This window comes from Streptomyces thermolilacinus SPC6, from assembly GCF_000478605.2.
In the GTDB taxonomy this organism is placed as follows: domain Bacteria; phylum Actinomycetota; class Actinomycetes; order Streptomycetales; family Streptomycetaceae; genus Streptomyces; species Streptomyces thermolilacinus.
Genome location: NZ_ASHX02000001.1, coordinates 1484406 through 1506812, shown reverse-complemented (window position 1 = coordinate 1506812; position 22407 = coordinate 1484406). Strand labels below are relative to the sequence as shown.

The window sequence follows — 22407 nt, the reverse complement described above, 5'->3', positions numbered from 1 at the left end:
ACTGACAATCGGCCGTCCGCACCGTGGACGCGCAGGTCAGGCGGGTGGCGACCGGCGCAGAATGGAGCCATGGCGACCACCCCGGACGGAGGACGGCCCGACGAGTGGGCCAGGCACTGGCAGTACCCCGGTGTGCCCGGTCTCGACCTGCTGCGCGCCCGCTACGTCCGCCACTCCTTCGCCCGCCACAGCCACGAGGGGTACGTGCTGGGCGCCGTGCGCAAGGGCATCGAGGACGTCGTCATGCCCGAGGGCACGATCAAGGCCCGCCCCGGCACCGTCGTCATGATCAACCCCGAGGTGCCGCACTCCGCGCACGCCGGGGTGCCCGAGGGCTGGTCGTACACGACGCTCTACCCGTCGTCGCTGCTCGTGGCGGGGATCGCCGAGGAGGAGACCAGCCTGCGCGGCACGGTCGCCTTCGGCGAGACGATCGTCGAGGACGAGAGCACCGCCCGGCTGATCAGCGCCGTGCACCGCGCCGCCGAGGAGGGCAACGCCCTCGCCGCCGACAGCGTCCTGCGCATCGCCGTCGCCCGGCTGCTGCGCCGCCACGGCGGGACCCTCCCGCAGCGCACCCCGCGCCCCGCGGGAGCCCGTACGGCCGCCGCCGCCCGCGAGGCGCTCCTCGACCGCATGACCGCGCCGCCGTCCCTGGAGCAGCTCGCCCAGGAGCTCGGCACCAGCCCGTTCGCCCTGCTGCGCGCCTTCAAAGCGGCGTACGGGATGCCGCCCCACACCTGGCTGACCAACGCGCGCGTACGGGCGGCCCGCCGCCTCCTGGAGGCGGGGACGGCGCCCGGCGACGCCGCCGTCGCGGTCGGCTTCACCGACCAGCCGCACCTCAACCGACACTTCACCCGGATCGTCGGCGTTCCGCCCGGCGCCTACCAGCGGGAGCGCGCAAGAACGTACAAGACCGGCGGCGCGGGCCGACCGTAGCCTTCCGGGCGTGGCAGAACAGTCGATACCCCCAGCAGCACCCCCGACGGGGGCCACCGCACCCCCGACCGAGCCCGTGGCCTGCGCGGACGAGGCTTCCCGCGCGCGGACGGACCACGCCGACGCGCCGAAGCCCGACCGGGCCGTCGTACGGGACTCCCTCGGCGTCGGTGTCGCGGTCGGCCTCTCCGGCTTCGCCTTCGGCGTCACCTCGGTCGGCGCCGGACTCGACCTCCTCCAGACCTGCGCGCTCAGCCTGCTCGTCTTCACCGGCGCCTCGCAGTTCGCGCTGGTCGGCGCGCTCGCCGCCGGGGGCAACCCGTTCACCGCCGCCGCGGGCGCCTTCTTCCTCGGCACCCGCAACGCCTTCTACGGGCTCCGCCTCTCCCAGCTTCTGGCCCTCCCGCGCGCGGTGCGCCCGTTCGGCGCCCACTGGGTGATCGACGAGACCACGGCGGTGGCCCTCGCCCAGCCCACGCGCCGCGCCGCCCGGATCGGCTTCACCGTCACCGGCCTGACCCTGTACGTGCTGTGGAACCTCACCACGCTGGTCGGCGCCCTCGGCGCGGAGGCCATCGGCGACACCGACGCCTGGGGCCTCGACGCCGCAGGTCCGGCCGTCTTCCTCGCCCTGCTCGCCCCGATGCTGCGCTCCACGACCGAGCGGGCCGTGGCCGGACTGGCCGTCGTCCTGGGGCTCGGGTTCCTGCCGGTGCTGCCCGCCGGTGTGCCGGTGCTGGTGGCGGCGCTGGCCGCGCCCGCCGTGCTGTGGCTGCGCGGGCGGAAGGAGGTGCGGCGATGAGCGCCACCGCCGTCTGGATCGCGATCGGCCTGACGACCCTCGGCTGCTACCTGCTGAAGCTCGGCGGACTGCTGGTGCCGGCCGAGACCCTGGAGCGGCCCCTCGTGCAGCGGCTCGCGGCCCTGCTGCCGGTCGCCCTGCTCGCCGCGCTCACCGCACAGCAGACGTTCAGCGCGGACGGCGCGCTCGTCGTGGACGCGCGCGGGGCGGGGCTCGCCGCCGCGGCCCTCGCGCTGGTGCTCCGCGCACCGTTCCTGGTGGTCGTCGGCGTGGCCGTCGCGGTCACGGCGGTGGTGCGGGCGCTCGGCGGCTGAACGGCGCGGGCTGGTGCGGTCAGGGCGGCTGAGCGGCGCTGGCCCGCGAGGTCGGCGGGCGGGCCGGCAGCGTACGGAGGGCGGGCCGGTCAGCGGTCGGCGGGTGGGCCGGTCAGCCGATGGCGCGGCCGTGCGCGCGCAAGGTGCGCAGCGCCTCGATCGTGACGATCGGCCGCGACTCCAGGGCGGTGCCCGGCGCCCACTGCCGCCAGTTCACCGGCCAGCCGCCGTCCTCGGCCTGCTCGGCCGCCAGGTGGTCCAGGGAGCGGGCCATCTCCTCGTCGGTGAACCACCGCCGGGCGAGCGAATCCGGCACGCGCGCGTAGTCGTGCGGGTAGTGGTACTCGCCCGGCGCGTACCCGGGGGCCAGCGGATAGTCGCCCGCCCGCTCGGGCTCCAGCACCGCGAGCCGCCGCTCCCGTACGACCCGGCCCAGCCGGTCCGCCGCAGCCTCGGCCCTGGCCCGGTCCGGCACCCCGTCGAGGAACGCCACGGCGGCCTGGACCTCGTACGGATGCGTCGGGCGGTCCTCTCCGATCGCGTCGATCGCGGCCCAGCAGAAGTCGGTGGCGCGGAACAGCCACGCGTGCCACACCTGGTTGCGGTGCAGCAGTCCCACCACGGGCCCCGTGGCCAGCAGGTCGCTCGGCGGGTCGTCGACGACGGGGACGAACGGCGCCACGGGATATCCGCGTACGGACGGGTGGATGGCCGGCAGCGCGCCGTCGTGCGTGGAGACACCGGTCAGATACCGGCAGACCCGTTCCACGCGCAGCCCGCCGCACCGGCCGATCGAGTCGAGCACGCGCAGCGCGTGCGCGGTGTGCAGCGGCTGGCTGACGGGTCCCCGCACATCCGGCTCCAGGGCGTGGCCGTAGCCGCCGTCCTCATTGGCGTACGGGGTGAGGGCTGCCTCCACGGCGTCGGCGTCCCCGCCCAGGAAGTGGTAGGCGAACCGGCGTTGTTCGAGGACACGGGCCGTGAGCCAGACGAAGTGCTCGGCGCGCGCGAGGGGAGTTCCAGCCATGTGACGACCGTAGGACGGAAAGAGCTTTCGGCAAGCGGCCGCGGACGGTGTGCACTCTCAGGAGCGCGATACTGGGCACATGCGGTTGACGATTTTCTGGGAGCGCATGGCGGACCACTTCGGCGAGGCCTACGCCGAGTCCTTCGCCCGCGATCATGTGATGTCCGAACTGGGCGGGCGGACGGTCCACGAGGCGCTCGACGCGGGCTGGGAGGCGAAGGACGTGTGGCGCGCCGTGTGCGCGGCCGTCGATGTCCCCGCCGACAAGCGCTGAATCCCTGCTCCGACCGCGTGCCGACCGGGTTTTCCACAGGGTTGGACGGGGTGTCGCATAGGTGAGCGACACTTGGCCCGTGGCCCCGAACGACGAGACCCCGAACAACGCCCCCGACCCCGAACCGACCCCCGCGTCCGCCGCCGAGCCGGCGGGCTCGCCGGACGCCGCGTCCACCGGCGCGGCGACCGAGGCGACGGGCGCACCGACCGCCACGCCCGCCATGACCGCGACTGCCCCGACCCCGGCCGCCACGTCCGCTCCGGCAGCGGGCGGCGGAGCGGCCCGGCCTCTCGGCGGTGCCGCCGGGATGCCGCGCTGGCTGCCCAAGGCGATGGCGCTCGCCCTGGCCCTCTACGCCTGCTTCCAGCTCGGCAGCTGGGCGTTCCACCAGCTCATCGGGCTGCTGCTCAACATCCTGATCGCGTTCTTCCTCGCCCTCGCCATCGAGCCCGCGGTCGGCCGCATGGCCGCGCGGGGGATGCGCCGGGGCCTGGCGACGTTCCTGGTGTTCCTCGGCGTCGTCGTCGTGAGCGTCGGCTTCGTCGTGCTCCTCGGGTCGATGCTCGCCGGTCAGATCGTGGACATGGTCGAGGACATCCCCGAGTACCTCGACTCGCTGATCAACTGGATCAATCACACGTTCCACACGGAGCTCTCCAGAGTCGCCGTCCAGGACAGCCTGCTGCGCTCCGACTGGCTGCGGCAGTACGTGGAGAACAGCGCGAGCGGCGTGCTCGACGTCTCCGCCACGGTGCTCGGCGGCCTCTTCAAGCTCCTGACGATCTTCCTGTTCTCGTTCTACTTCGCCGCCGACGGGCCCCGGCTGCGACGAGCGCTGTGCTCCGTGCTGCCCCCGGCGAAGCAGGCCGAGGTGCTGCGGGCCTGGGAGATCGCGGTGGACAAGACCGGTGGCTACCTCTACTCGCGCGGCCTGATGGCGCTGGCGTCCGGGGTGGCGCACTACGTCCTGCTGGAGTTCCTGGGCGTGCCCTACGCGCCGGCGCTCGCCGTGTGGGTCGGCCTCGTCTCGCAGTTCCTGCCGACCATCGGCACGTACCTGGCGGGCGCGCTGCCGATGCTGATCGCGTTCACCGTCGCCCCCTGGTACGCGCTGTGGGTGCTGGCGTTCGTCGTCGTCTACCAGCAGTTCGAGAACTACGTGCTCCAGCCGAAGCTGACGGCCAGGACGGTGGACATCCACCCGGCCGTCGCCTTCGGCTCGGTCGTCGCGGGCACGGCGCTGCTCGGCGCGGTGGGCGCCCTGATAGCCATTCCGGCGGTCGCCACGCTCCAGGCGTTCCTCGGCGCGTACGTGAAGCGGTACGCGGTCACGGAGGACCCGCGGGTGCACGGCCACCGCCGGCACGGCGAGATGGTGCTGGCCCGGGTCCAGCGGGCGCTGCGCACCGGGCGGGATCAGGCACCGCCGGAGGGCGGCGGCGCCTGATCCGGCGGCGCCCCGGAGCCGTACCGGAGGGAGCCGTACGGAGGGGCGGGGGCGTCAGTGGCGCTCCAGCTCGACCTTCGGCAGGACGCGGCGCAGCCACGACGGGAGCCACCAGGCGCGCCGGCCCAGCACCTGCATCACGGCCGGGACGATCAGGCAGCGGATGACGACCGCGTCCAGCAGGATCGCCACGGCCAGGCCGAGGCCGAACTGCTGGAGCATCCGGTCGTCGCTCATCATGAACGCGGCGAAGACCACGATCATGATGGCGGCGGCGGCCGTGATGACCCGTCCCGTCGTGGCGAGGCCCTCCCGTACGGCGGCCTGGTGGTCGTTGCCGCGCCGCCACTCCTCGTGGATGCGGGAGAGGAGGAAGACCTCGTAGTCCATGGAGAGCCCGAAGACGATCGCGAAGATCATCGCGGGGATGAACGCCTCGATGGGCCCCTCCTCGACACCGAACCAGCCGTGCTGGAAGACCAGCGTGATCACGCCCAGCGCCGCCCCGATGCTCACCAGGTTCAGCAGCGCGGCCTTCACAGGGATCAGTAGCGAGCGGAAGACGACGAGCAGCAGCAGGGCCGACAGGCCGACGACGATGGCCACGAACAGCGGCATCCGGTCAGTGACGGTCGCCGCGAAGTCCTCGGTGGCGGCGGTCGGCCCACCGACCAGCACGTCCGCGCCGGACGCGCGCTCCACGGGCGGCAGCACCTCGGAGCGCAGCCGTTCGACCAGCTCCGAGGTCGCCTCGTCCTGCGGCGCGGAGGCCGGGAAGACCAGCACCGTCGCCACCGGCCCGTCCGCCGCCGAGCCGCCGTCCGAGGCGCGGCCGCCGCCCGTCACCGGGAAGGGCCCGGCGACCGCCGCGACACCCGGAACGCCGTCCAGCGCGTCCCGTACGGCCGCTCCCGCCGCCATGCCGTCACCCCCGTCGGAACCGCCCGCACCGGAACCGCCCGAGCTGCCCGAGCTCCCGGAACCGCCGGGGCTCCCCGCCTCGGCGACGACGACCAGCGGCCCGTTGAAGCCCGGCCCGAACCCGTCGGCGAGCATGTTGTACGCCTCGCGGCTCGACGTCCCCGCGGGATCGTTGCCCGCGTCCGCGAACCCCAGCCGCATGCCCGCCGCCGGGGCCGCCAGCGCCCCCAGCGCGAAGAGCGACACCAGCAGGGCCGCCCCCGGCCGCCGCTGCACCCCGGCCGCCCAGCGTCGCCACCCGGCACCCTCCGCCCGGCCGTTCCGCGTCGCTCGCCGCTCCGCACGGCGCGCCACCTGGCGGGCGATCCGTCCGCCGAACACCCCCAGCAGGGCCGGCAGCAGCGTCAGCGACGCCGCCATGGTCACCAGCACCGTCAGCGCGACGGCGAGCGCCACGCCCTGGAGCGAACCGAGGCCCAGCGCCACCAACCCCATCAGCGCGATGATCACCGTGCAGCCCGCGAAGAACACCGTGCGCCCCGCCGCGTCGAGCGCGGCCCGCGTGGCCCGTTCCGGCGAGGCGCCCGCCAGCAGCTCGCCCCGGTACCGGGAGAAGACCAGCAGGGCGTAGTCGATACCGACCCCCAGCCCCACCAGCATCATCACCGGAGGCGTGAAGTCCGCGACCGTCGCCACGTGCGAGGCCAGCGCGATGAGCCCGATCGAACCGGCCACCGCGAACACCGCCGTGATCACCGGCAGGCTCGCCGCGACCAGCGACCCGAACAGGAACACGAGGATCACCAGCGCGCCCAGGACGCCCGCGCCCTCCGCCGCGCCGCCCCCGCCCTCCTCGGCGCCGCGCACCGCGTCACCGCCGACCGCCGTCTCAAGGCCGTCGCCGGACGTCTTGTCCACCGCGTCGATGATCTTCCGTACCTGCTCCTTCGGCACGTTCTCCGCCGACTCCGCCAGGGTCACCGTGGCGTACCCGACCGTCCCGTCCCGGGAGACGGCCGAGCCGTCCTCGTACGGGCTGCGCACACCGGTGACCCCTGGCAGCGCCGCGACCGTGCCGAGGAGCGCCTCGACGCGCCGCTGTACGGCCGCGTCCCGCACCCCGTCCCCGTCGTCGTCCCGGACCACGATGTGCACGGTCGCGCCGGACTGCGCGGCGCCGTGCCGCTCCAGGACCGTGCGGGCCTGCTGCGAGTCCGTTCCGGGCAGCGAGAAGTCGTTTCGGTAGCCGCTGCCCACGGCTGACGAGGCCGCGGTGATCCCGGCGACCAGCACCACCCACAGCAGCACGGCACCCCAGCGATGGCGGTACGAGAAGGCCGCCAGGCGCTCGAAGACGCTCCCGCGCCGCCGTTCGTCCGTCTGCTCCTCGACGGCGTTCTTCGTGGTCATGTCCACGTCCTTTCGGAGGCAGGGCTCCACGAGCCCGGGTCACAGGTAGGAGGGCCCGGTCACGCGGCGGCGGAACGCCCACCACGTCCAGGCCTGGACGGCGACGAGCAGCGGCGTCACCACGAGCAGGGCGGGGACGAGGAGCGCGAGCGTCGCCTGGTCCGCCGCCGTCCGGGCCAGCGGCAGCGCCGCCCCGGCGGCCACCGGCACGGCCGCCATGAGGGCGGCCGTCAGCGCGAACGACTGCCACGCGCGCGTACGCCCGACCAGCCGCCGGGCCCGCTCGTACGGCAGCCCCGTGAGCCGGGCAGCGGCGAAGCCCAGCCCGTGCGCGGCGAACAGCGCCGCCACGGCGACGGCCGTGACCGCCGCCACCGCCCCGCCCGCGGCGTGCTCCGGCGCACCGCTCAGCACCCCCGCCAGCAGCCAGCCCCAGGCGAGGGCCACCGTCCAACTGCCGCACACGACCGCGCCGTCGCACACCGCCCGCCAGCCCCGCCCCGCCCGGCCGGTCACCCGCCCGCGCAGCCACAGGCCCGCGTCGCGGACGACCCAGCCCACCAGCAGTGGTACGACGACGGCGAACTGCCCGCTGAGCAGCTCGCCCTCCAGTACCGGGAAACAGCCGATGAGCAGCCCGGCGGTGGCGACCAGCCACACCTCGTTGCCCAGGAAGAACGGCGCGAACGAGGCGATGACGAGCCGCCGCTCAGGGTCGGTGCGCCCCAGGTAGGGCGCGACCATCCCGGCCCCGATGTCCGCACCGGCGAGGACGAAGTAGCCGACGGCGTAGAAGCCGAGCAGGGCGATGGCCAGGGTCTCCACGGAAAGCTCCTTGAGGTCAGTAGCGCGGCGCGGGCAGGGTGCCGGCCGGGTCCTCGCGGCCCTCGGCATCCGCTTCCGGCCGTTCGTCCCGGCCCAGGCCCACGTCGGCGGGGCCGCGCCGAGCGTGGCGCACCAGCAGCCAGGCGTTGAGGACGGCGAGCAGTGCGAACAGGGTGGTGAAGGCCACCAGGGAGGTGCGCATCGCGGTGGCGGACACGTCGGAGACCGCGTCCTCCGTCTTCAGCAGCCCGTACACCACCCAGGGCTGGCGGCCCGCTTCGCGGAAGACCCAGCCGCTGATCATCGCTGTGTACGGCAGGGGCACGGCCGCGATCAGCGCCACGTGCCACACCCCGAACCGGAAGACGGCCGCGCGGAAGAAGGCCATCACGAACCCGGGGAGGGTGAAGTACAGCATCAGGGCGAAGGAGATCAGCATGATCAGCGCGGAGCCCCTGGTCCACGCCTCCGACGGGATGTAGTCGCCCGGGCCGAAGCGGGCCGTCAGCTCGGCCTGGAGCCGCGCCAGCTCGGCCGTGTCGTGCCGGAACACCGCCGACTTCACGGGCTGCAGCGCGGCGATCGACCGCAGCTGGAGCCCGCCGAAGACCGCCGTGACCATCGCGGCGGGGAACGACAGGAAAACCCCGACCCGCAGGCTGCGGCCGAAGAACGCCCACTCGGGGGTCCGCCGGAACAGGTGGTACGCGCTGACGGCCGCCACGAAGAACCCCGCCGTGAGCAGCGCACCCGCCACGATGTGCCCGAAGGCAAGCAGCGTGCTCGGGTTCGTCAGGACGGCCACCGGGTCGGCGAGGACCACCTGGCCGCCCTCCACACGGTGGCCGACGGGATTGTTCAGGAAGCCGTTCGAGACGAGGATCCAGTACGCCGACGCGTACGCGGTGAGCGTGACGACCCAGATCGCCGCGAGGTGCGTCCAGCGGCCCATCCGGTGCCAGCCGAAGATCCACAGGCCGAGGAACGTCGACTCCACGAAGAACGCCACGATCGTCTCCACGGCGAGCGACGCCCCGAGGACGTTGCCCGCGTGGTGCGTCAGGCCGCTCCAGCTCAGCCCGAACTGGAACTCCATGACGATGCCCGTGACGATGCCGACCGCGTAGTTGATGACGTACAGCTGCCCCCAGAACCGCACCAGACGGGCGTCCAGGTCGCTGCCGCTGATCGCCGCCTTCGTCTGCAGGCAGGCGACGACGGTCGCCAGGCCCAGGGTGAGGGCGACGAAGAGGAAGTGGCCGCCGGCGGTGAGCGCGAACTGCAGCCGGGCGAGGTCGAGGACTTCCGAGGCGTCTGGATTCACCCCGACAGCGTCGGAGTACGGCTGCGGCCCCGTCGTCACCCACCGGTGGTCAGTGCCGGTACCCCAGTGGTTGCGGGTCGCCGCTCACGCGTACACCGGGAGTTGCGGATCGGGGCCCCACGGGATCAGGGAGACGTCGGGGGCGGGATCAGGGTCGAGGCCCGGCCTTCCGCGTCCCGCACGGCACCGGCGGCTCCGGGTCAGGCCAGCCAGCCTGGCGTGATCATGCCCGACTCGTACGCGAGGATCACCAGCTGCGCCCGGTCGCGGACGTCGAGCTTCGTCATGATGCGGCTGACGTGCGTCTTGGCGGTGGCGGGTGACAGCACCAGCCGCTGGGCGATCTCGTCGTTGGTCAGCCCCGCGCCGACCAGGCCCATCACCTCGCGCTCCCGCTCCGTCAGCGCGTTCAGCCGGGGGCTCGGGTCCGGCTGCCGGCCGCCGCGCCCCGCGAACTCGGCGATCAGACGCCGGGTCACCGCCGGGGCGATCAGCGCGTCCCCGCGCGCCACCACCCGTACGCCGTGCAGCAGCTCCATCGGCTCGGTGTCCTTCACCAGGAACCCCGACGCGCCCGCGCGCAGCGCCCCGTACACGTAGTCGTCCATGTCGAACGTCGTCAGGATGACCACGCGCACCCCCTCCGTCCGCGGGTCCGCGGTGATCCGGCGCGTGGCCTCCAGGCCGTCCGTGCCGGGCATGCGGATGTCCATCAGGACGACGTCCGGGCGCAGCTCCCGCGCCAGGGCGACGGCCTGCTCGCCGTCGGCGGCCTCGCCCACGACCTCGATGTCCGCCTCGTCGGCGAGTATCGACCGGAACCCGGCCCGTACGAGGGTCTGGTCGTCGGCGAGCACGACGCGGATCATTCGGTCCCCCTGGTGGTGGTGAGGCTGCTGGTGAACGGCAGGCGCGCCGAGACCTCGAAGCCGTGGCCGGTGTTCCCCGCGGTGAGCTCGCCGCCGAACGCCCTGGCCCGCTCGGCCATGCCGCGCAGGCCGCTGCCCCGCGCCTCGGCGTCGGGCGAGCCCTCCCCGTCGTCCTCGATCCGCAGCCGCAGCTCGTCGTCCGTCCAGGACAGTGTGACCAGGGCCGCCCTCGCGCGCGCGTGCCGGGTCACGTTCGTCAGCGACTCCTGCACGATGCGGTACGCGGCGAGGTCGAGGGCGGGCGGCAGCGGTCGGGGCGTGCCCTCCGTGCGGGCCGTGACGTCCAGGCCGGCGGCGCGGGCCCGGCCGACCAGCTCGTCCAGCCGGTCCAGCCCGGAGACGGGCGCGGTGGGCGCGGCCTCGCCGGACTGGCGGAGCGCGCCGAGCGTGCCGCGCAGCTCCCGCAGGGCGTCCTTGCTGGTCGCCTTGACCGCCTCCAGCGCCTCCGTGGCGGCGGGCAGGGCTTCGGCGGGCCCGGGCTTCTTGGCGAGCCGGTGCAGGGCGGCGCTGGACTGGACGTTGATCAGCGAGAGGCTGTGGCCCAGTACGTCGTGCACTTCGCGCGCGATGCGCAGCCGTTCCTCGGTGGCGCTCTGCCGGGCGCGGGCCTCCTGCTCCCGCTCGGCCGCCAGGGCGCGCTGCTCCACCTCGTGGAGGTACGCGAGCCGGGTGCGCTGCGCGCGGCCGACGGCGACCAGGCTGATCAGCCAGCCCGCCAGCATCACCAGTGACGTGTCGTCGATCTGGCGCCGCCCGGGGTCCTGGCGGATCTCGCCCAGCCCGACCGCGAGCAGCGTCACGGACGCCAGGGCGACGGCGGCCACGAACCGCCCCTCCGCTGCCGTCGTGTACAGGGCCAGCGCGAACGTGACCATGAGCGGGCCGTCGTAGGAGCTCGTCGGGTAGTAGACCACCGAGGCCAGCAGCGTGACGACGGCCACGGCGACCGGCCTGCTGCGGCGCAGCAGCAGCGCGCCGCACCCCACGGCGACGAGGAACCAGCCGAGGACGGTACGGGAGAGCGGCTCGCTCCCGGCGGGCGCGGACACGATGGACAGGACCGTCCAGCCGGCCACGAAGGCGGTGACGACGGCGGTCACGGCCAGGTCGGCCGTCCGCACGGACACCCGGCCGCGTCGCACGGGGGAGGGGAGGGCCATGCCAGGAAGGATAGGCGCCACCGGACCCCAGTAAGGAGATCAGCATGACGATCCAGCGCATGGACAACGTCCTCATCGTGGTCGCCGACCTTGACGCCGCTGTCGCGTTCTTCGAGGAACTCGGCATGGAGCTGGAGGGCAGGAGGCCGGTCGAGGGACGCTGGGCGGGACGTGTCATCGGGCTCGACGACGTCCGGACGGAGATCGCGATGATGCGCACCCCGGACGGCACGGCCGGATCGAGCTGACGGTGTTCCACAAGCCGGAGGCGATCGTTCCCGAGCCGAGGAACGCACCGGCGAACACCCTGGGCATGGGCCGCGTCATGTTCGCCGTCGACGACATCGAGGACGTCGTGGCCCGCCTGCGCGCCCACGGCGCGGAACTCGTCGGCGAGCTCGTGCGGTACGAGGACAGCTACCGGCTCTGCTACGTCCGCGGCCCCGAGGGGATCGTCGTCGGGCTGGCCGAGCAGCTCAGCTGACGACCGCTGCGACGTACTCCACCCGCTCCCCCCGACGGCCCGTGCGCCCGGCCGCCCCGGCCCCGTCGGAAGGTTTTCCACAGCCGGAGTGGCTCGCTTGACACTAAAATCGAACATCCATTCTCATGGGGGCGTGGCCTGGTCCTCCGCGCGGTGAGGCGGGGGTTATCCACAGGCCGGGAGGCACGTCGAGGCGCATTGTCAGTGGCAGGGGTTAGCGTCTTTGACGTGAAGCGATCGACTCAAGCAAACCGGGTGGAACCCATGGCAGGAACCGACCGCGAGAAGGCGCTCGACGCCGCGCTCGCACAGATTGAACGGCAATTCGGCAAGGGCGCCGTGATGCGCATGGGCGAGCGGTCCAAGGAGCCCATCGAGGTCATCCCGACCGGCTCGACCGCGCTCGACGTGGCGCTCGGCGTCGGTGGCCTGCCGCGAGGCCGTGTGGTGGAGATCTACGGACCGGAGTCCTCCGGTAAGACGACCCTGACCCTGCACGCCGTGGCCAACGCGCAGAAGGCCGGCGGCCAGGTCGCCTTCGTCGACGCGGAGCACGCCCTCGACCCCGAGTACGCGCGCAAGCTCGGCGTCGACATCGACAACCTGATCCTCTCCCAGCCGGACAACGGCGAGCAGGCCCTGGAGATCGTGGACATGCTCGTCCGCTCCGGCGCGCTCGACCTGATCGTCATCGACTCCGTCGCCGCGCTCGTGCCGCGTGCGGAGATCGAGGGCGAGATGGGCGACTCGCACGTGGGCCTCCAGGCCCGCCTGATGAGCCAGGCGCTCCGGAAGATCACCAGCGCGCTCAACCAGTCCAAGACCACGGCGATCTTCATCAACCAGCTCCGCGAGAAGATCGGTGTGATGTTCGGCTCGCCGGAGACCACGACCGGTGGCCGCGCGCTGAAGTTCTACGCGTCGGTGCGCATCGACATCCGCCGTATCGAGACCCTCAAGGACGGCACGGACGCGGTCGGCAACCGCACCCGCTGCAAGGTCGTCAAGAACAAGGTCGCCCCGCCGTTCAAGCAGGCCGAGTTCGACATCCTCTACGGCGAGGGCATCAGCCGCGAGGGCGGCCTGATCGACATGGGCGTCGAGCACGGCTTCATCCGCAAGGCCGGCGCCTGGTACACGTACGAGGGCGACCAGCTCGGCCAGGGCAAGGAGAACGCCCGCAACTTCCTCAAGGACAACCCCGACCTCGCCAACGAGATCGAGAAGAAGATCAAGGAGAAGCTGGGCGTCGGTGTCCGCCCGGACACCGCAGCGGCCGAGCCTGCCCCGGACGGCGCGAGCGCGGCGGACCCGACGGCCGACACCACGAAGTCGGTGCCCGCACCCGCGGTGAAGGCCACCAAGGCGACCAAGGCCACAGCGGCCAAGGGGTAGCCCATGGCCCGGCGCACCGAATGGCCGGGCGGCAGCACCGACTCGTCGAGGGCCGAGAAGGAGTTGCCGCCCCAGGACCCGGCTGAGCAGGCGCGGGCGATCTGCCTGCGCCTGCTCACCGGGATGCCGCGCACCCGCAAGCAACTCGCGGACGCGCTGCACAAGCGGGGGATTCCGGAGGAGGTCGCGGAGGACGTCCTGTCCCGTTTCGAGGACGTCGGACTGATCGACGACGCGGCGTTCGCCGGGGCGTGGGTGGAGTCCCGGCACCACGGGCGGGGGCTGGCCCGTCGCGCCCTCGCCCGGGAGCTGCGCACCAAGGGCGTCGACTCCGCCCTGATCGACGAGGCGGTCGGCCGGCTCGACGCCGATCAGGAGGAGGCGACGGCCCGCGAGCTCGTCCAGCGCAAGCTGCGCTCCACGCGCGGCCTCGACCGCGACCGCCGCCTCCGCCGCCTCGCAGGCATGCTCGCTCGCAAGGGCTACCCCGAGGGCCTCGCCCTCCGGGTGGTCCGCCGCGCCCTGGAGGAGGAGGGCGAGGACACGGAGGATCTGGACTTCGACGGCACCTGAGCGCCCGGTTCATCGCCCTGCGGCTGCCCGCGCCGGCTCGTGGGCGGGACTCTAGGGCTCTGCCGGCTTGCGCGGAAGCCCACCGGGCCTGAGCCCGAGGGGGCCTGACTGGTCGAGAGCGAACAGCCCCAAGTGCCCGAGCCGGGCACTCGGCCAGCCGACGCGACGCATCCCGCGCCCGTGGCGGTGCGGGAGTCCGGGGCACGTGTCGCGGGCCGGGATTCGGGATGGGGCATGAGGCGAGGACCACCACGTGGTCGGCCACCGGGGCTCCCGCGGAATGCCACTTGGTCGGCTGGCTGCGGTGACCGCATACCGGCAGCCCGACCCGTGGCGACCCGTCGGAGAGGCCCTGGGATCGGCCCACCCGAAGTACCCCGTCAGGGCCCTGAAGGCAGCCCGACCCGTGGCGACCCGTCGCGCGGGCTCTGGGGCAGTCGGCCGGGGGCGGGCCACCGGGGCGTTCAGTGGGCGTGGGCGGCTTCTTCCTCGGGGGACTCGGCGGGTGCCTGGCCGGGGGTGTCACCGCGCAGGGCCTTCGCCGCCGCGTGCAGGGACTGCGGGTGTACGCCGGTGAAGGCGGCGGCCAGATGGCCGTCGGGACGCACCAGCAGGACCGTGTGCGCGGCCGCGCCCGGGTACGCCTCCGTGACCAGCAGCTCGCCCCGCAGCGGCAGGTTCCGCACCGCCTCGGCCAGGCGGGGCATGACACCGGCGGTGACCCAGTGGCGCCGGTCCCACACCCCGGTTCCCGGCGCGACCAGCATGACCAGCACGCCCCGCCCCAGCCGGTCCCGGAGCCGCCCCGCGGTGCCGTCAGGCGCGGTCACCGGCACGTCGGCGACCGGTGCGCCCGGTGCCGTACCGACCTCCACCGTGCCCTCCAGGTCCACCGGCGCGAGCGGCGAGTGCGGGTACGCGGGCGGAGCGCCCAGCGGCCCCCGCCCCAGATGCCCGTCCGTCAGCAGCGCGTCATGCTGCCGGGAACCGCCCCGCAGGTACGTCCGCAGTCCGCCCCCGCCCCGCAGGACGGGCAGCGACTGGTCCGCCGCCCGCAGCCGCGCCGCCACCGCCGTGCGGCGCTCCGCCTGGTAGCTGTCCAGCAGCACCTCGGCCGGGCCGCCGTCGTGCCACGCCTCGGCCAGTTTCCACGCCAGGTTCTCCACGTCGCGCAGCCCCTCGTCCAGGCCCTGTGTGCCGAGCGCGCCCAGCAGATGCGCGGCGTCCCCCGCCAGGAACGCCCGGTCCACGCGCCAGCGCCGGGCAAGCCGGTGGTGCAGCGTGTACACGCCCGTGTCCAGCAGCTCGTACGCGGGCGTGTCGTCGCACCAGCCCGCCAGCGTCTCCCGGATCTGGACGACCAGGTCCTCCGGCGTCACCAGGTCGCCGCGTGGCGGCAGCAGCCAGTCCAGCCGCCAGCCGCCGCCGGGCAGCGGGCGTGCCGTCACCTCCTCGCCGGCGTTCCGCCACGGCGGCCGGCGGTGCAGCACCCCTTCGCCCGGCCACGGCAGCTCCGCCCGGAGCATGGCGACGGCGTGGCGCTCCACCGCCGTACGCCCCGGGAAGCGGATGCCCAGCAGCTTGCGGACCGTGGAACGCGCCCCGTCGCAGCCCACCAGATGGCTTCCGCGCCACCACGTCTCGCGTTGTCCCCGCGTGTGGACCGCGACACCGGCAGCCTCCTGCTCCAGCGCGTCCACACGGCACTCCGTGACGACCTGGACGAGCCGCGCGGCGGGTGGCGACGCGAGCGCCGCGCGCAGCGCGCCGGTCAGCGCGTGCTGCGGGATGTGCAGCGGCGCCGCCGCGAGGTACCCGTCCGCCTCGTCCTCGCCGTCCCCACGGGCCGGCGGCCCGGAAGCGCCACCAGTACGACCCGCCGCACCGGCCCCGCCGGAGGCTCCAGCCGCCCGGCTTGCCGCAGCCGCACCACCTGCCCGGCCCGCCGAGCCCCCCGGCCCGTGGTCCGCCCCGGCCCCGCTGACCGAACCGCCCCCACCGGCACCCCGGCCCCCGGCAGCGTCCAGGCCGTCCAGGCCGTCCGGCCCACCCAGCCCGTACGGCCCGTCCGCGAAGGACACCCGCCGTACGAGCTGCCTGCGCCGCATCGACCGCCACCCGGTCCACCGGACGCCCTCGGCGCGCAGTGCCTCGGCGCACCCCAGCCGCTCCACGAACCCGGCCGTGTCCGCCCGCAGTACCGCCGTACGGGCAGGCCGGTACTCGTCCTCGCCGGTGCCCTCGTCCAGCACCACCGACGGCACGTCCCGCGCGGCCAGAGCCAGAGCCAGCGCGAGCCCGACCGGTCCTCCGCCAACGACGATCACCGGGTCCACAGCGTGACTCCTGTGACTCCTGAGACCCGGACGGTCCTCCGATGAGCAGGGGAAACGCATGAATGTACGACTGGAACCCGGTGAGTGATCACAGAACGTATGCAACCCACTGCTGGTGCTTGCGTCAAGTGACGGGGCAGCCGGGCACGTACGCGTGAAGGGGCGGCGGCCACTCGGCCACCGCCCCTTCACACGATCCCGCGGACCACCGCCCGCGCCGTACTGCTCCCCGGCGCGCCCTCGCGCGCCGTGTCCGCCGTCGCCGCGCCTACGCGCCGCCGCCCATCTTCGCGTCGACCTTCTCGACGGGAACGACCGCTCCCGTGCTCTTCTTGCGGCCCCGGAGCCTGCCCTCCAGCCACGACGCGAACCGCGTCAGCGCCCCGTTCACGACGATGTAGATCAGCGCCACCACGGTGAACGCGGCGATCGTGTTGGCGCCGTAGTTGGCGGTGATCGGCCGGATCTGGAACAGCAGCTCGCTCAGGCCCAGGACGGCGCCGCCCAGCGCCGTGTCCTTCACGATCACCACGAGCTGGCTCACCAGCGCCGGAAGCATCGCCGTCACGGCCTGCGGCAGCAGCACGTACCCCATGATCTGGCCCTTGCGCATGCCGATCGCCTTGGCGGCGTCGGTCTGCCCGTTGGGCAGGGACAGGATGCCCGCCCGGACGATCTCCGCGATGACGGACGCGTTGTACAGGACGAGGCCGGTCACCACCGCGTACAGCGGCCTGACGTCCGACTCGATGGGCGTGAACTGGGCGAACACCGCGCTCGCGAACACCATCATCAGCAGGACGGGGATGGCGCGGAAGAACTCCACGACCGTGCCCACCGGCACCCGCACCCACGCGTGGTCCGAGAGCCGGCCGATGCCGAGCAGCGCGCCCAGCGGCAGCGCGATCACCAGGGCCAGCGACGCCGTCTTCAGCGTCTCGCCGAGGCCCGGCAGGAGGAACGTGGTCCATAGGGCGCCGTCCGTGACGAACGGCTTCCACTTGTCGGCCGTCAGCTGGTTCCTGTCGCCCATGACCGAGAGGAACCACCAGATCGCGAGACCCAGCAGGACCAGGAAGACCGCGGAGTACAGGATGTTCCGCCGCTTGGCCCGGGGGCCCGGGACGTCGTACAGAACGGAAGTCATCGCTTCACCGCCACGCGCTTGGCCACCCAGCCGAGGAACAGGCCGGTGGGCAGAGTGAGGAGCACGAACCCGAGGGCGAAGACGCCGAATACGGCGAACAGCGAGTCGGACTCGTTCTCGACCATTTCCTTCATCAGCAGTGCCGCTTCCGCGACACCGATCGCCGCCGCGACGGTCGTGTTCTTCGTCAGCGCGATCATCACGTTGGCCAGCGGGGCCACCACCGAGCGGAACGCCTGCGGCAGGATGATCAGGGTCAGCACCTGGAAGAAGCTCAGGCCCAGGGCACGGGCCGCCTCCGCCTGTCCGACCGGCACCGTGTTGATGCCCGAGCGCAGCGCCTCGCAGACGAACGTGCCCGTGTAGGCCACCAGGCCCAGGATGGCCATCTTGAAGCCGATCTCCTTGGACGTCCCACCGCCCAGTTCGATCCGCAGTGTCTGGTGCAGCACCAGCGAGCAGCCGACGATCACGATGGTCAGCGGCGTGTTCCGGACCACGTTGACGTACGCGGTCCCGAAGGCCCGCATCAGCGGTACCGGGCTCACCCGCATACCCGCCAGCAGGGTGCCCCAGATCAGGGAGCCCAGCGCCGAGTAGAGGGTGAGCTGGACGGTCACCCAGAAGGCGCCGAGCAGGTCGTACTGCGGAGAATCAAGAAAGTCGAACACGTTGACCCGCGCTCTCCCCTGGTTGGATCGTGGGAGGCGCCGCCGGCCCGGCCGGGGCCGACGGCGCCTCACGCTGCTGCTGCGTCTGCCGCTGCCCGCCGCTCACGCGACGGGGCGGCTCACTTCTCGGTGATCTGCGGCGCGGGCTCGCTCTGGTAGTTCGCGGGGCCGAAGTTCGCCTTCACGAACTTGTCCCAGGAACCGTCCGACTTCATCTTCTCGAGCGCCGCGTTGATCTTGTCGCGGAGCTCCTTGTCGCCCTTCTTCAGGCCGATGCCGTACGGCTCGTCGCTGAGCTCCAGGCCCACCAGCTTGAACTTGCCCTGGTGCTCCTTCTGCGCCGCGTAACCGGCGAGGATGGAGTCGTCGGTCGTCAGGGCGTCAACGGCCCCGTTCTCCAGACCGGTGAGGCACTCCGAGTAGCCGCCGAACTCCTGAAGGTCCGCCTTCGGGGCCAGCTTGGTCTTGACGTTCTGCGCCGAGGTCGAGCCGGTGACCGAGCAGAGCTTCTTGGAGTTGAGGTCCTCGGCCTTCTTGATCGAGTTGTCGTCGGCGCGGACCAGCAGGTCCTGATGGGCCAGGAAGTACGGGCCGGCGAAGTCCACGACGGCCTTGCGCTTGTCGTTGATCGTGTAGCTGGCCACGATGAACTTCACGTCACCGTTGCGGATGAGGTTCTCGCGCTCGCCGCTGGGCGCCTGCTTCCACTCGATCTTGTCGGCGCTGTAGCCGAGCTCCTTGGCGACGTACGTGGCGACATCGACGTCGAAGCCGGTGTACTTGCCGTCCGCCGTCTTCAGGCCGAGACCGGGCTGGTCGAACTTGATACCGATGGTGATCTTGTCACCGTCGCCGCCCTTGTCGTTGCCGGAGCCACACGCGGTCGCGGTGATCGAAAGGGTCAGAACCGCGGCGAGGGCCGCACTGGTCTTGCGGAACTGCATGGTGAACATCCCTTGTGTCGTGGTCCGGCCGTGGTCGTCCGGCGCAGGGGGGTGGTCAGTGGTGAAGGATCTTCGACAGGAAGTCCTTGGCCCGGTCGCTGCGCGGGTTGCTGAAGAACTGGTCGGGCGTCGCCTCCTCGACGATCCGGCCGTCGGCCATGAAGACGACCCGGTTCGCCGCGGAACGGGCGAATCCCATCTCGTGGGTGACGACGACCATCGTCATGCCCTCGCGTGCCAGCTGCTGCATCACTTCGAGGACCTCGTTGATCATCTCCGGGTCGAGAGCCGACGTGGGCTCGTCGAAGAGCATGACCTTGGGGTCCATCGCCAGCGCCCGCGCGATCGCGACGCGCTGCTGCTGGCCGCCGGAGAGCTGCGCCGGGTACTTGTCGGCCTGCGTACCGACACCCACCCGGTCCAGCAGCGCCCGCGCCTTCTGCTCGGCGTCCTTCTTGTCCGCCTTGCGGACCTTCAGCTGGCCCAGCGTGACGTTCTCCAGCACCGTCTTGTGCGCGAAGAGGTTGAACGACTGGAAGACCATCCCGACGTCGGCGCGCAGCCGGGCGAGCTCCTTGCCCTCGTCGGGCAGCGGCTTGCCGTCGATGGTGATCGTGCCCGAGTCGATCGTCTCCAGGCGGTTGATGGTGCGGCACAGCGTGGACTTTCCGGACCCGGACGGCCCGATCACGACCACGACCTCGCCACGGGCGATCGTCAGGTCGATGTCCTGGAGCACGTGCAGCGCGCCGAAGTGCTTGTTGACGTTGCTCAGTACGACCAGGTCGCCCGCCGTCGGTGCGGCGTCCGCTGCTCCCTTGGTCACTGACACTCCGCTCATCGCCTCTCGCTCCGTCCTGCTCGGTTGCACAGGACATTAAGCACGCCTGACGAGCAGCGTCATCACATCTGAGCGGAAATTGAGCATAACGATCCGGCTGCAACCGGACACACCGTGTGAACGGGGCGGTGTGCCGGAATACCGGCTGCATAACGGATGCGCCACCGGCGCGGACGGCTCTTGACTCGCGCCCCCGCATCGGAGTTCATGCTCATGTCGCAACGCTGCCCGGGGACCGTCACGTCCTGGCACCATTCCAGGTGTACCGACGACGCTTTACCTGGCAGGCTGACACGCCCGCCGTACGACCGACCACGCGCCACTCGGGGAAACGAAGGTGGTGCCGCCCGCGTGTCCGGACCGTGCCCCAGCACCGGCGTACGCGGCGTACACGCGAGACCTGTGAGCCACTTCCGGAGGGGGGCCGAATGAGACTGCTGCTGGTCGAGGACGACGACCACGTCGCCGCCGCTCTGTCCGCCGTCCTCAAGAAGCACGGCTTCGACGTCACCCACGCCCGCAACGGCGAGGAGGCGCTCAAGGCCGTCCTGCCCTGCGACGACCCGGCACGGCCCCCGTTCGGCGTGATCCTGCTCGACCTCGGCCTCCCCGACCAGGACGGCTACCAGGTCTGCGGCAAGCTCCGGAAACTCACCACCACCCCCGTGATCATGGTGACCGCGCGCGCCGACGTCCGCTCCCGCATCCACGGCCTGAACCTGGGCGCCGACGACTACGTGGTCAAGCCGTACGACACGGGGGAGCTGCTCGCCCGTATCCACGCCGTCAGCCGTCGGGCGACCGGCACCGCCGACCCCGAGGACACCGGTTCCCACCCCGTCGTCACCCAACCGGCGGAACCGGTGCGCCTCGGCCAGGTCGTCGTGGAGCTGCCCACCCGCCGCGTCACCGTGGACGGGGCGGCCGTCCAGCTCACCCGCAAGGAGTTCGACCTCCTCGCGCTGCTGGCCCAGCGGCCCGGCGTGGTCTTCCGCCGCGAGCAGATCATCAGCGAGGTGTGGCGGACCAGCTGGGAGGGGACCGGCCGGACCCTGGAGGTCCATGTGGCGTCCCTCCGCTCCAAGCTGAGGATGCCCGCGCTCATCGAGACGGTACGCGGCGTCGGATACCGGCTCGTCGCCCCGGCCGCGCCCCCGCGCGCGTAGCGCCGGACAGGCCGGAACGACGGGCGACCCTTTGCGTACGCGTCTCCTCCCCCTGCTGATCGTCCTCATGGCCGGTGTCCTGCTGGCCCTCGGCTTCCCTCTCGCCGGGAGTTTCGCCTCCGCCTACCAGCAGACCGTCGTCGTGGACCGCATCGACGACACGGCCCGCTTCGCGGCGCTCGCCCAGTACGTCACCGACAGCGGGCCCGGCATAGACGAGCGGAAATCCACCCTCCAGGGTGAACTGCTGCGCTACCGCGAGGTGTACGGCATTGACGCGGGCGTCTTCTACCGCGACGGCACCACCATGGCCGCCGCCCCCGAGGGCTGGCGCATCCCGGAGGAGGGCGAGCTGCGGCGAGCCCTGGTCGAGGCCCGGCTCGGGCGCCGCTCCCACGACCCGCCGCAGGTGTGGCCCTGGCAGCCGGACGCGCGCCTCGCCGTCGCCTCGCCGGTCGTACGGGACGGGGACGTCGTCGCCGTGGTGGTCACCGACTCGCCGACGGGCGCCCTGCGGAGCCGTATCCTGCGCGGCTGGCTCCTCATCGCCGCGGGGGAGTGCGCCGCGATGCTGCTCGCCGTCGGTGCGGCGATCCGCCTCACCGGCTGGGTGCTGAAGCCCGTACGGGTACTCGACGCGGCCACCCACGACATCGCCACGGGCCGCCTCAACTCGCGTGTCGCGGCGGCCGGAGGCCCCCCGGAGCTCAGGCGCCTGGCCCGCTCGTTCAACGAGATGGCCGACAACGTCGAACAGGTACTGGAGCAGCAGCGGGCGTTCGTCGCCGACGCCTCCCACCAGCTGCGCAACCCGCTCGCCGCGCTCCTGCTCCGTATCGAACTGCTGGCGCTCGAACTACCGGAGGGGAACGAGGAGATCGCCTCCGTCCAGGCGGAGGGCAAGCGCCTGGCCCGGGTCCTCGACGACCTGCTGGACCTGGCGCTCGCCGAGCACGCCTCCGCCGACCTGAGGCTGACCGACATCAAGGAGCTCGCCGCCGAACGGGTCGCCGCGTGGCGGCCCCTCGCCGAGGAGCGGGGCGTCCGCCTGACCGGGACGGGCCCGGCGGTCACCGCCTGGGCGGACCCGGTCGCCCTGTCGAGCGCCCTCGACGCCGTGATCGACAACGCCCTGAAGTTCACCCCGGAGGGCGAGGAGGTCACCGTCGAGGTCGGCGCCCGCGGCGACACGTCCACCATCGTGGTCACCGACCGGGGCCCGGGCCTCACCGACGACGAGCTGGCCCGCGTGGGCGACCGTTTCTGGCGCAGCGGCCGCCACCAGAACGTCAAGGGCTCCGGCCTTGGGCTGTCCATCAGCCGGGCGCTGCTGGCCGCGGGCGGCGGCACCCTCACGTACGCCCACAACGACCCGCACGGCCTGCGCGTGACGATCACCGTGCCCCGCACCGAACCGGCGGCGACGGGCAGCGGCTACGGCTTGACCGGCCGGTAGGGAGCACGTGCGACGG

20 protein-coding genes and 1 pseudogene are annotated in these 22407 nt (G+C 72.7%); 10 read left to right on the top strand and 11 right to left on the bottom strand.

Translation table 11 applies throughout. The annotated features are described in order from the left end of the window. Nucleotides 1-69: 69 nt before the first annotated feature. From J116_RS06105 to J116_RS06095, 3 genes are read left to right on the top strand one after another with little or no spacing between them, the layout of a single operon-like run. Nucleotides 70-942 (top strand): AraC family transcriptional regulator, encoded by an 873-nt coding sequence (locus tag J116_RS06105; protein WP_023586209.1) that lies wholly within the window; start codon nucleotides 70-72, stop codon nucleotides 940-942. Between the two features lie 10 nt (nucleotides 943-952). Beyond that, nucleotides 953-1744, top strand: a complete 792-nt coding sequence (locus J116_RS06100; protein ID WP_079147672.1) for an AzlC family ABC transporter permease — start codon at nucleotides 953-955, stop codon at nucleotides 1742-1744. Then, on the top strand, nucleotides 1741-2058 hold the full coding sequence (locus J116_RS06095; RefSeq protein WP_023586207.1) for an AzlD domain-containing protein: 318 nt from the start codon (nucleotides 1741-1743) through the stop codon (nucleotides 2056-2058). The genes J116_RS06100 and J116_RS06095 overlap by 4 nt, the downstream gene beginning before the upstream one ends. 112 nt (nucleotides 2059-2170) lie before the next feature. On the opposite strand, the gene J116_RS06090 is transcribed toward J116_RS06095, so the two are convergent. Then, a complete protein-coding gene (locus tag J116_RS06090; protein WP_023586206.1) occupies nucleotides 2171-3085 on the bottom strand; it encodes a hypothetical protein in 915 nt (304 codons plus the stop codon). A 79-nt stretch (nucleotides 3086-3164) separates the two neighbouring features. On the opposite strand from J116_RS06090, the gene J116_RS06085 reads away from it, so the two are divergent. Next, the gene (locus J116_RS06085) at nucleotides 3165-3359 is read left to right on the top strand and encodes a DUF3046 domain-containing protein (RefSeq protein WP_023586205.1); all 195 of its coding nucleotides are present in this window, start codon (nucleotides 3165-3167) and stop codon (nucleotides 3357-3359) included. 310 nt (nucleotides 3360-3669) lie between these two features. Beyond that, complete coding sequence (locus J116_RS06080; RefSeq protein ID WP_037947115.1) at nucleotides 3670-4809, top strand: AI-2E family transporter; 1140 nt, start codon at nucleotides 3670-3672, stop codon at nucleotides 4807-4809. Nucleotides 4810-4863: 54 nt separating this feature from the next. On the opposite strand, the gene J116_RS06075 is transcribed toward J116_RS06080, so the two are convergent. From J116_RS06075 to J116_RS06055, 5 genes are all read right to left on the bottom strand, one after another. Beyond that, complete coding sequence (locus J116_RS06075; RefSeq protein ID WP_051203429.1) at nucleotides 4864-7140, bottom strand: MMPL family transporter; 2277 nt, start codon at nucleotides 7138-7140, stop codon at nucleotides 4864-4866. A 39-nt stretch (nucleotides 7141-7179) separates the two neighbouring features. Continuing rightward, a complete protein-coding gene (locus J116_RS06070; RefSeq protein ID WP_023586203.1) occupies nucleotides 7180-7965 on the bottom strand; it encodes a cytochrome d ubiquinol oxidase subunit II in 786 nt (261 codons plus the stop codon). Nucleotides 7966-7981: 16 nt separating this feature from the next. After that, nucleotides 7982-9289: a cytochrome ubiquinol oxidase subunit I gene (locus J116_RS06065; RefSeq protein WP_028963736.1), complete on the bottom strand. Its 1308-nt coding sequence runs from the start codon at nucleotides 9287-9289 to the stop codon at nucleotides 7982-7984. Between the two features lie 200 nt (nucleotides 9290-9489). Continuing rightward, nucleotides 9490-10158 carry a response regulator gene (locus tag J116_RS06060; RefSeq protein ID WP_028963735.1) on the bottom strand — a complete coding sequence of 223 codons (669 nt, stop codon included), beginning with the start codon at nucleotides 10156-10158 and terminating at the stop codon, nucleotides 9490-9492. Next, nucleotides 10155-11378, bottom strand: coding sequence for a sensor histidine kinase (locus tag J116_RS06055; protein WP_037946537.1), 1224 nt, complete (start codon nucleotides 11376-11378; stop codon nucleotides 10155-10157). The genes J116_RS06060 and J116_RS06055 overlap by 4 nt, the downstream gene beginning before the upstream one ends. 44 nt (nucleotides 11379-11422) lie before the next feature. On the opposite strand from J116_RS06055, the pseudogene J116_RS06050 reads away from it, so the two are divergent. The 3 genes and pseudogenes from J116_RS06050 (at nucleotide 11423) to recX (ending at nucleotide 13830) form a co-directional block, all read left to right on the top strand. Then, nucleotides 11423-11862 (top strand): annotated as a pseudogene (locus tag J116_RS06050) (VOC family protein). A 264-nt stretch (nucleotides 11863-12126) separates the two neighbouring features. Next, nucleotides 12127-13257, top strand: a complete 1131-nt coding sequence (recA, locus tag J116_RS06045) for a recombinase RecA (protein WP_023586200.1) — start codon at nucleotides 12127-12129, stop codon at nucleotides 13255-13257. Between the two features lie 3 nt (nucleotides 13258-13260). Then, on the top strand, nucleotides 13261-13830 hold the full coding sequence (recX, locus tag J116_RS06040; protein WP_023586199.1) for a recombination regulator RecX: 570 nt from the start codon (nucleotides 13261-13263) through the stop codon (nucleotides 13828-13830). Nucleotides 13831-14294: 464 nt separating this feature from the next. Here recX and J116_RS06035 read toward each other — a convergent pair whose 3' ends face one another. The 5 genes from J116_RS06035 to J116_RS06015 form a co-directional block, all read right to left on the bottom strand. Then, nucleotides 14295-16166: an FAD-dependent monooxygenase gene (locus J116_RS06035; RefSeq protein WP_023586198.1), complete on the bottom strand. Its 1872-nt coding sequence runs from the start codon at nucleotides 16164-16166 to the stop codon at nucleotides 14295-14297. A gap of 268 nt (nucleotides 16167-16434) precedes the next feature. Next, entirely contained in the window at nucleotides 16435-17313 is an 879-nt protein-coding gene (locus J116_RS06030) for an amino acid ABC transporter permease (protein ID WP_023586197.1), read from the bottom strand. Next, a complete protein-coding gene (locus tag J116_RS06025) occupies nucleotides 17310-17984 on the bottom strand; it encodes an amino acid ABC transporter permease (protein WP_023586196.1) in 675 nt (224 codons plus the stop codon). Before J116_RS06025 ends, J116_RS06030 begins: the two co-directional genes overlap by 4 nt. Before the next feature lie 119 nt (nucleotides 17985-18103). Then, nucleotides 18104-18928, bottom strand: coding sequence for a glutamate ABC transporter substrate-binding protein (locus tag J116_RS06020; RefSeq protein WP_028963734.1), 825 nt, complete (start codon nucleotides 18926-18928; stop codon nucleotides 18104-18106). A gap of 55 nt (nucleotides 18929-18983) precedes the next feature. Next, on the bottom strand, nucleotides 18984-19769 hold the full coding sequence (locus J116_RS06015) for an amino acid ABC transporter ATP-binding protein (protein WP_023586194.1): 786 nt from the start codon (nucleotides 19767-19769) through the stop codon (nucleotides 18984-18986). 428 nt (nucleotides 19770-20197) lie between these two features. On the opposite strand from J116_RS06015, the gene J116_RS06010 reads away from it, so the two are divergent. Next, nucleotides 20198-20935: a response regulator transcription factor gene (locus J116_RS06010; RefSeq protein ID WP_023586193.1), complete on the top strand. Its 738-nt coding sequence runs from the start codon at nucleotides 20198-20200 to the stop codon at nucleotides 20933-20935. A gap of 31 nt (nucleotides 20936-20966) precedes the next feature. Next, nucleotides 20967-22391, top strand: coding sequence for a sensor histidine kinase (locus tag J116_RS06005; protein ID WP_023586192.1), 1425 nt, complete (start codon nucleotides 20967-20969; stop codon nucleotides 22389-22391). The last annotated feature ends 16 nt before the right edge of the window (nucleotides 22392-22407 follow it).

What these genes read in the sequence shown, in the direction of transcription:
- J116_RS06105 (WP_023586209.1), top strand. Translation starts at nt 70, where the DNA reads ATGGCGACCACCCCGGACGGAGGACGGCCCGACGAGTGGGCCAGGCAC.
- J116_RS06095 (WP_023586207.1), top strand. Translation starts at nt 1,741, where the DNA reads ATGAGCGCCACCGCCGTCTGGATCGCGATCGGCCTGACGACCCTCGGC.
- J116_RS06090 (WP_023586206.1), bottom strand. Translation starts at nt 3,085, where the DNA reads ATGGCTGGAACTCCCCTCGCGCGCGCCGAGCACTTCGTCTGGCTCACG.
- J116_RS06085 (WP_023586205.1), top strand. Translation starts at nt 3,165, where the DNA reads ATGCGGTTGACGATTTTCTGGGAGCGCATGGCGGACCACTTCGGCGAG.
- J116_RS06080 (WP_037947115.1), top strand. Translation starts at nt 3,670, where the DNA reads ATGCCGCGCTGGCTGCCCAAGGCGATGGCGCTCGCCCTGGCCCTCTAC.
- J116_RS06075 (WP_051203429.1), bottom strand. Translation starts at nt 7,140, where the DNA reads ATGACCACGAAGAACGCCGTCGAGGAGCAGACGGACGAACGGCGGCGC.
- J116_RS06060 (WP_028963735.1), bottom strand. Translation starts at nt 10,158, where the DNA reads ATGATCCGCGTCGTGCTCGCCGACGACCAGACCCTCGTACGGGCCGGG.
- J116_RS06055 (WP_037946537.1), bottom strand. Translation starts at nt 11,378, where the DNA reads ATGGCCCTCCCCTCCCCCGTGCGACGCGGCCGGGTGTCCGTGCGGACG.
- recA (WP_023586200.1), top strand. Translation starts at nt 12,127, where the DNA reads ATGGCAGGAACCGACCGCGAGAAGGCGCTCGACGCCGCGCTCGCACAG.
- recX (WP_023586199.1), top strand. Translation starts at nt 13,261, where the DNA reads ATGGCCCGGCGCACCGAATGGCCGGGCGGCAGCACCGACTCGTCGAGG.
- J116_RS06030 (WP_023586197.1), bottom strand. Translation starts at nt 17,313, where the DNA reads ATGACTTCCGTTCTGTACGACGTCCCGGGCCCCCGGGCCAAGCGGCGG.
- J116_RS06020 (WP_028963734.1), bottom strand. Translation starts at nt 18,928, where the DNA reads ATGCAGTTCCGCAAGACCAGTGCGGCCCTCGCCGCGGTTCTGACCCTT.
- J116_RS06015 (WP_023586194.1), bottom strand. Translation starts at nt 19,769, where the DNA reads ATGAGCGGAGTGTCAGTGACCAAGGGAGCAGCGGACGCCGCACCGACG.
- J116_RS06010 (WP_023586193.1), top strand. Translation starts at nt 20,198, where the DNA reads ATGAGACTGCTGCTGGTCGAGGACGACGACCACGTCGCCGCCGCTCTG.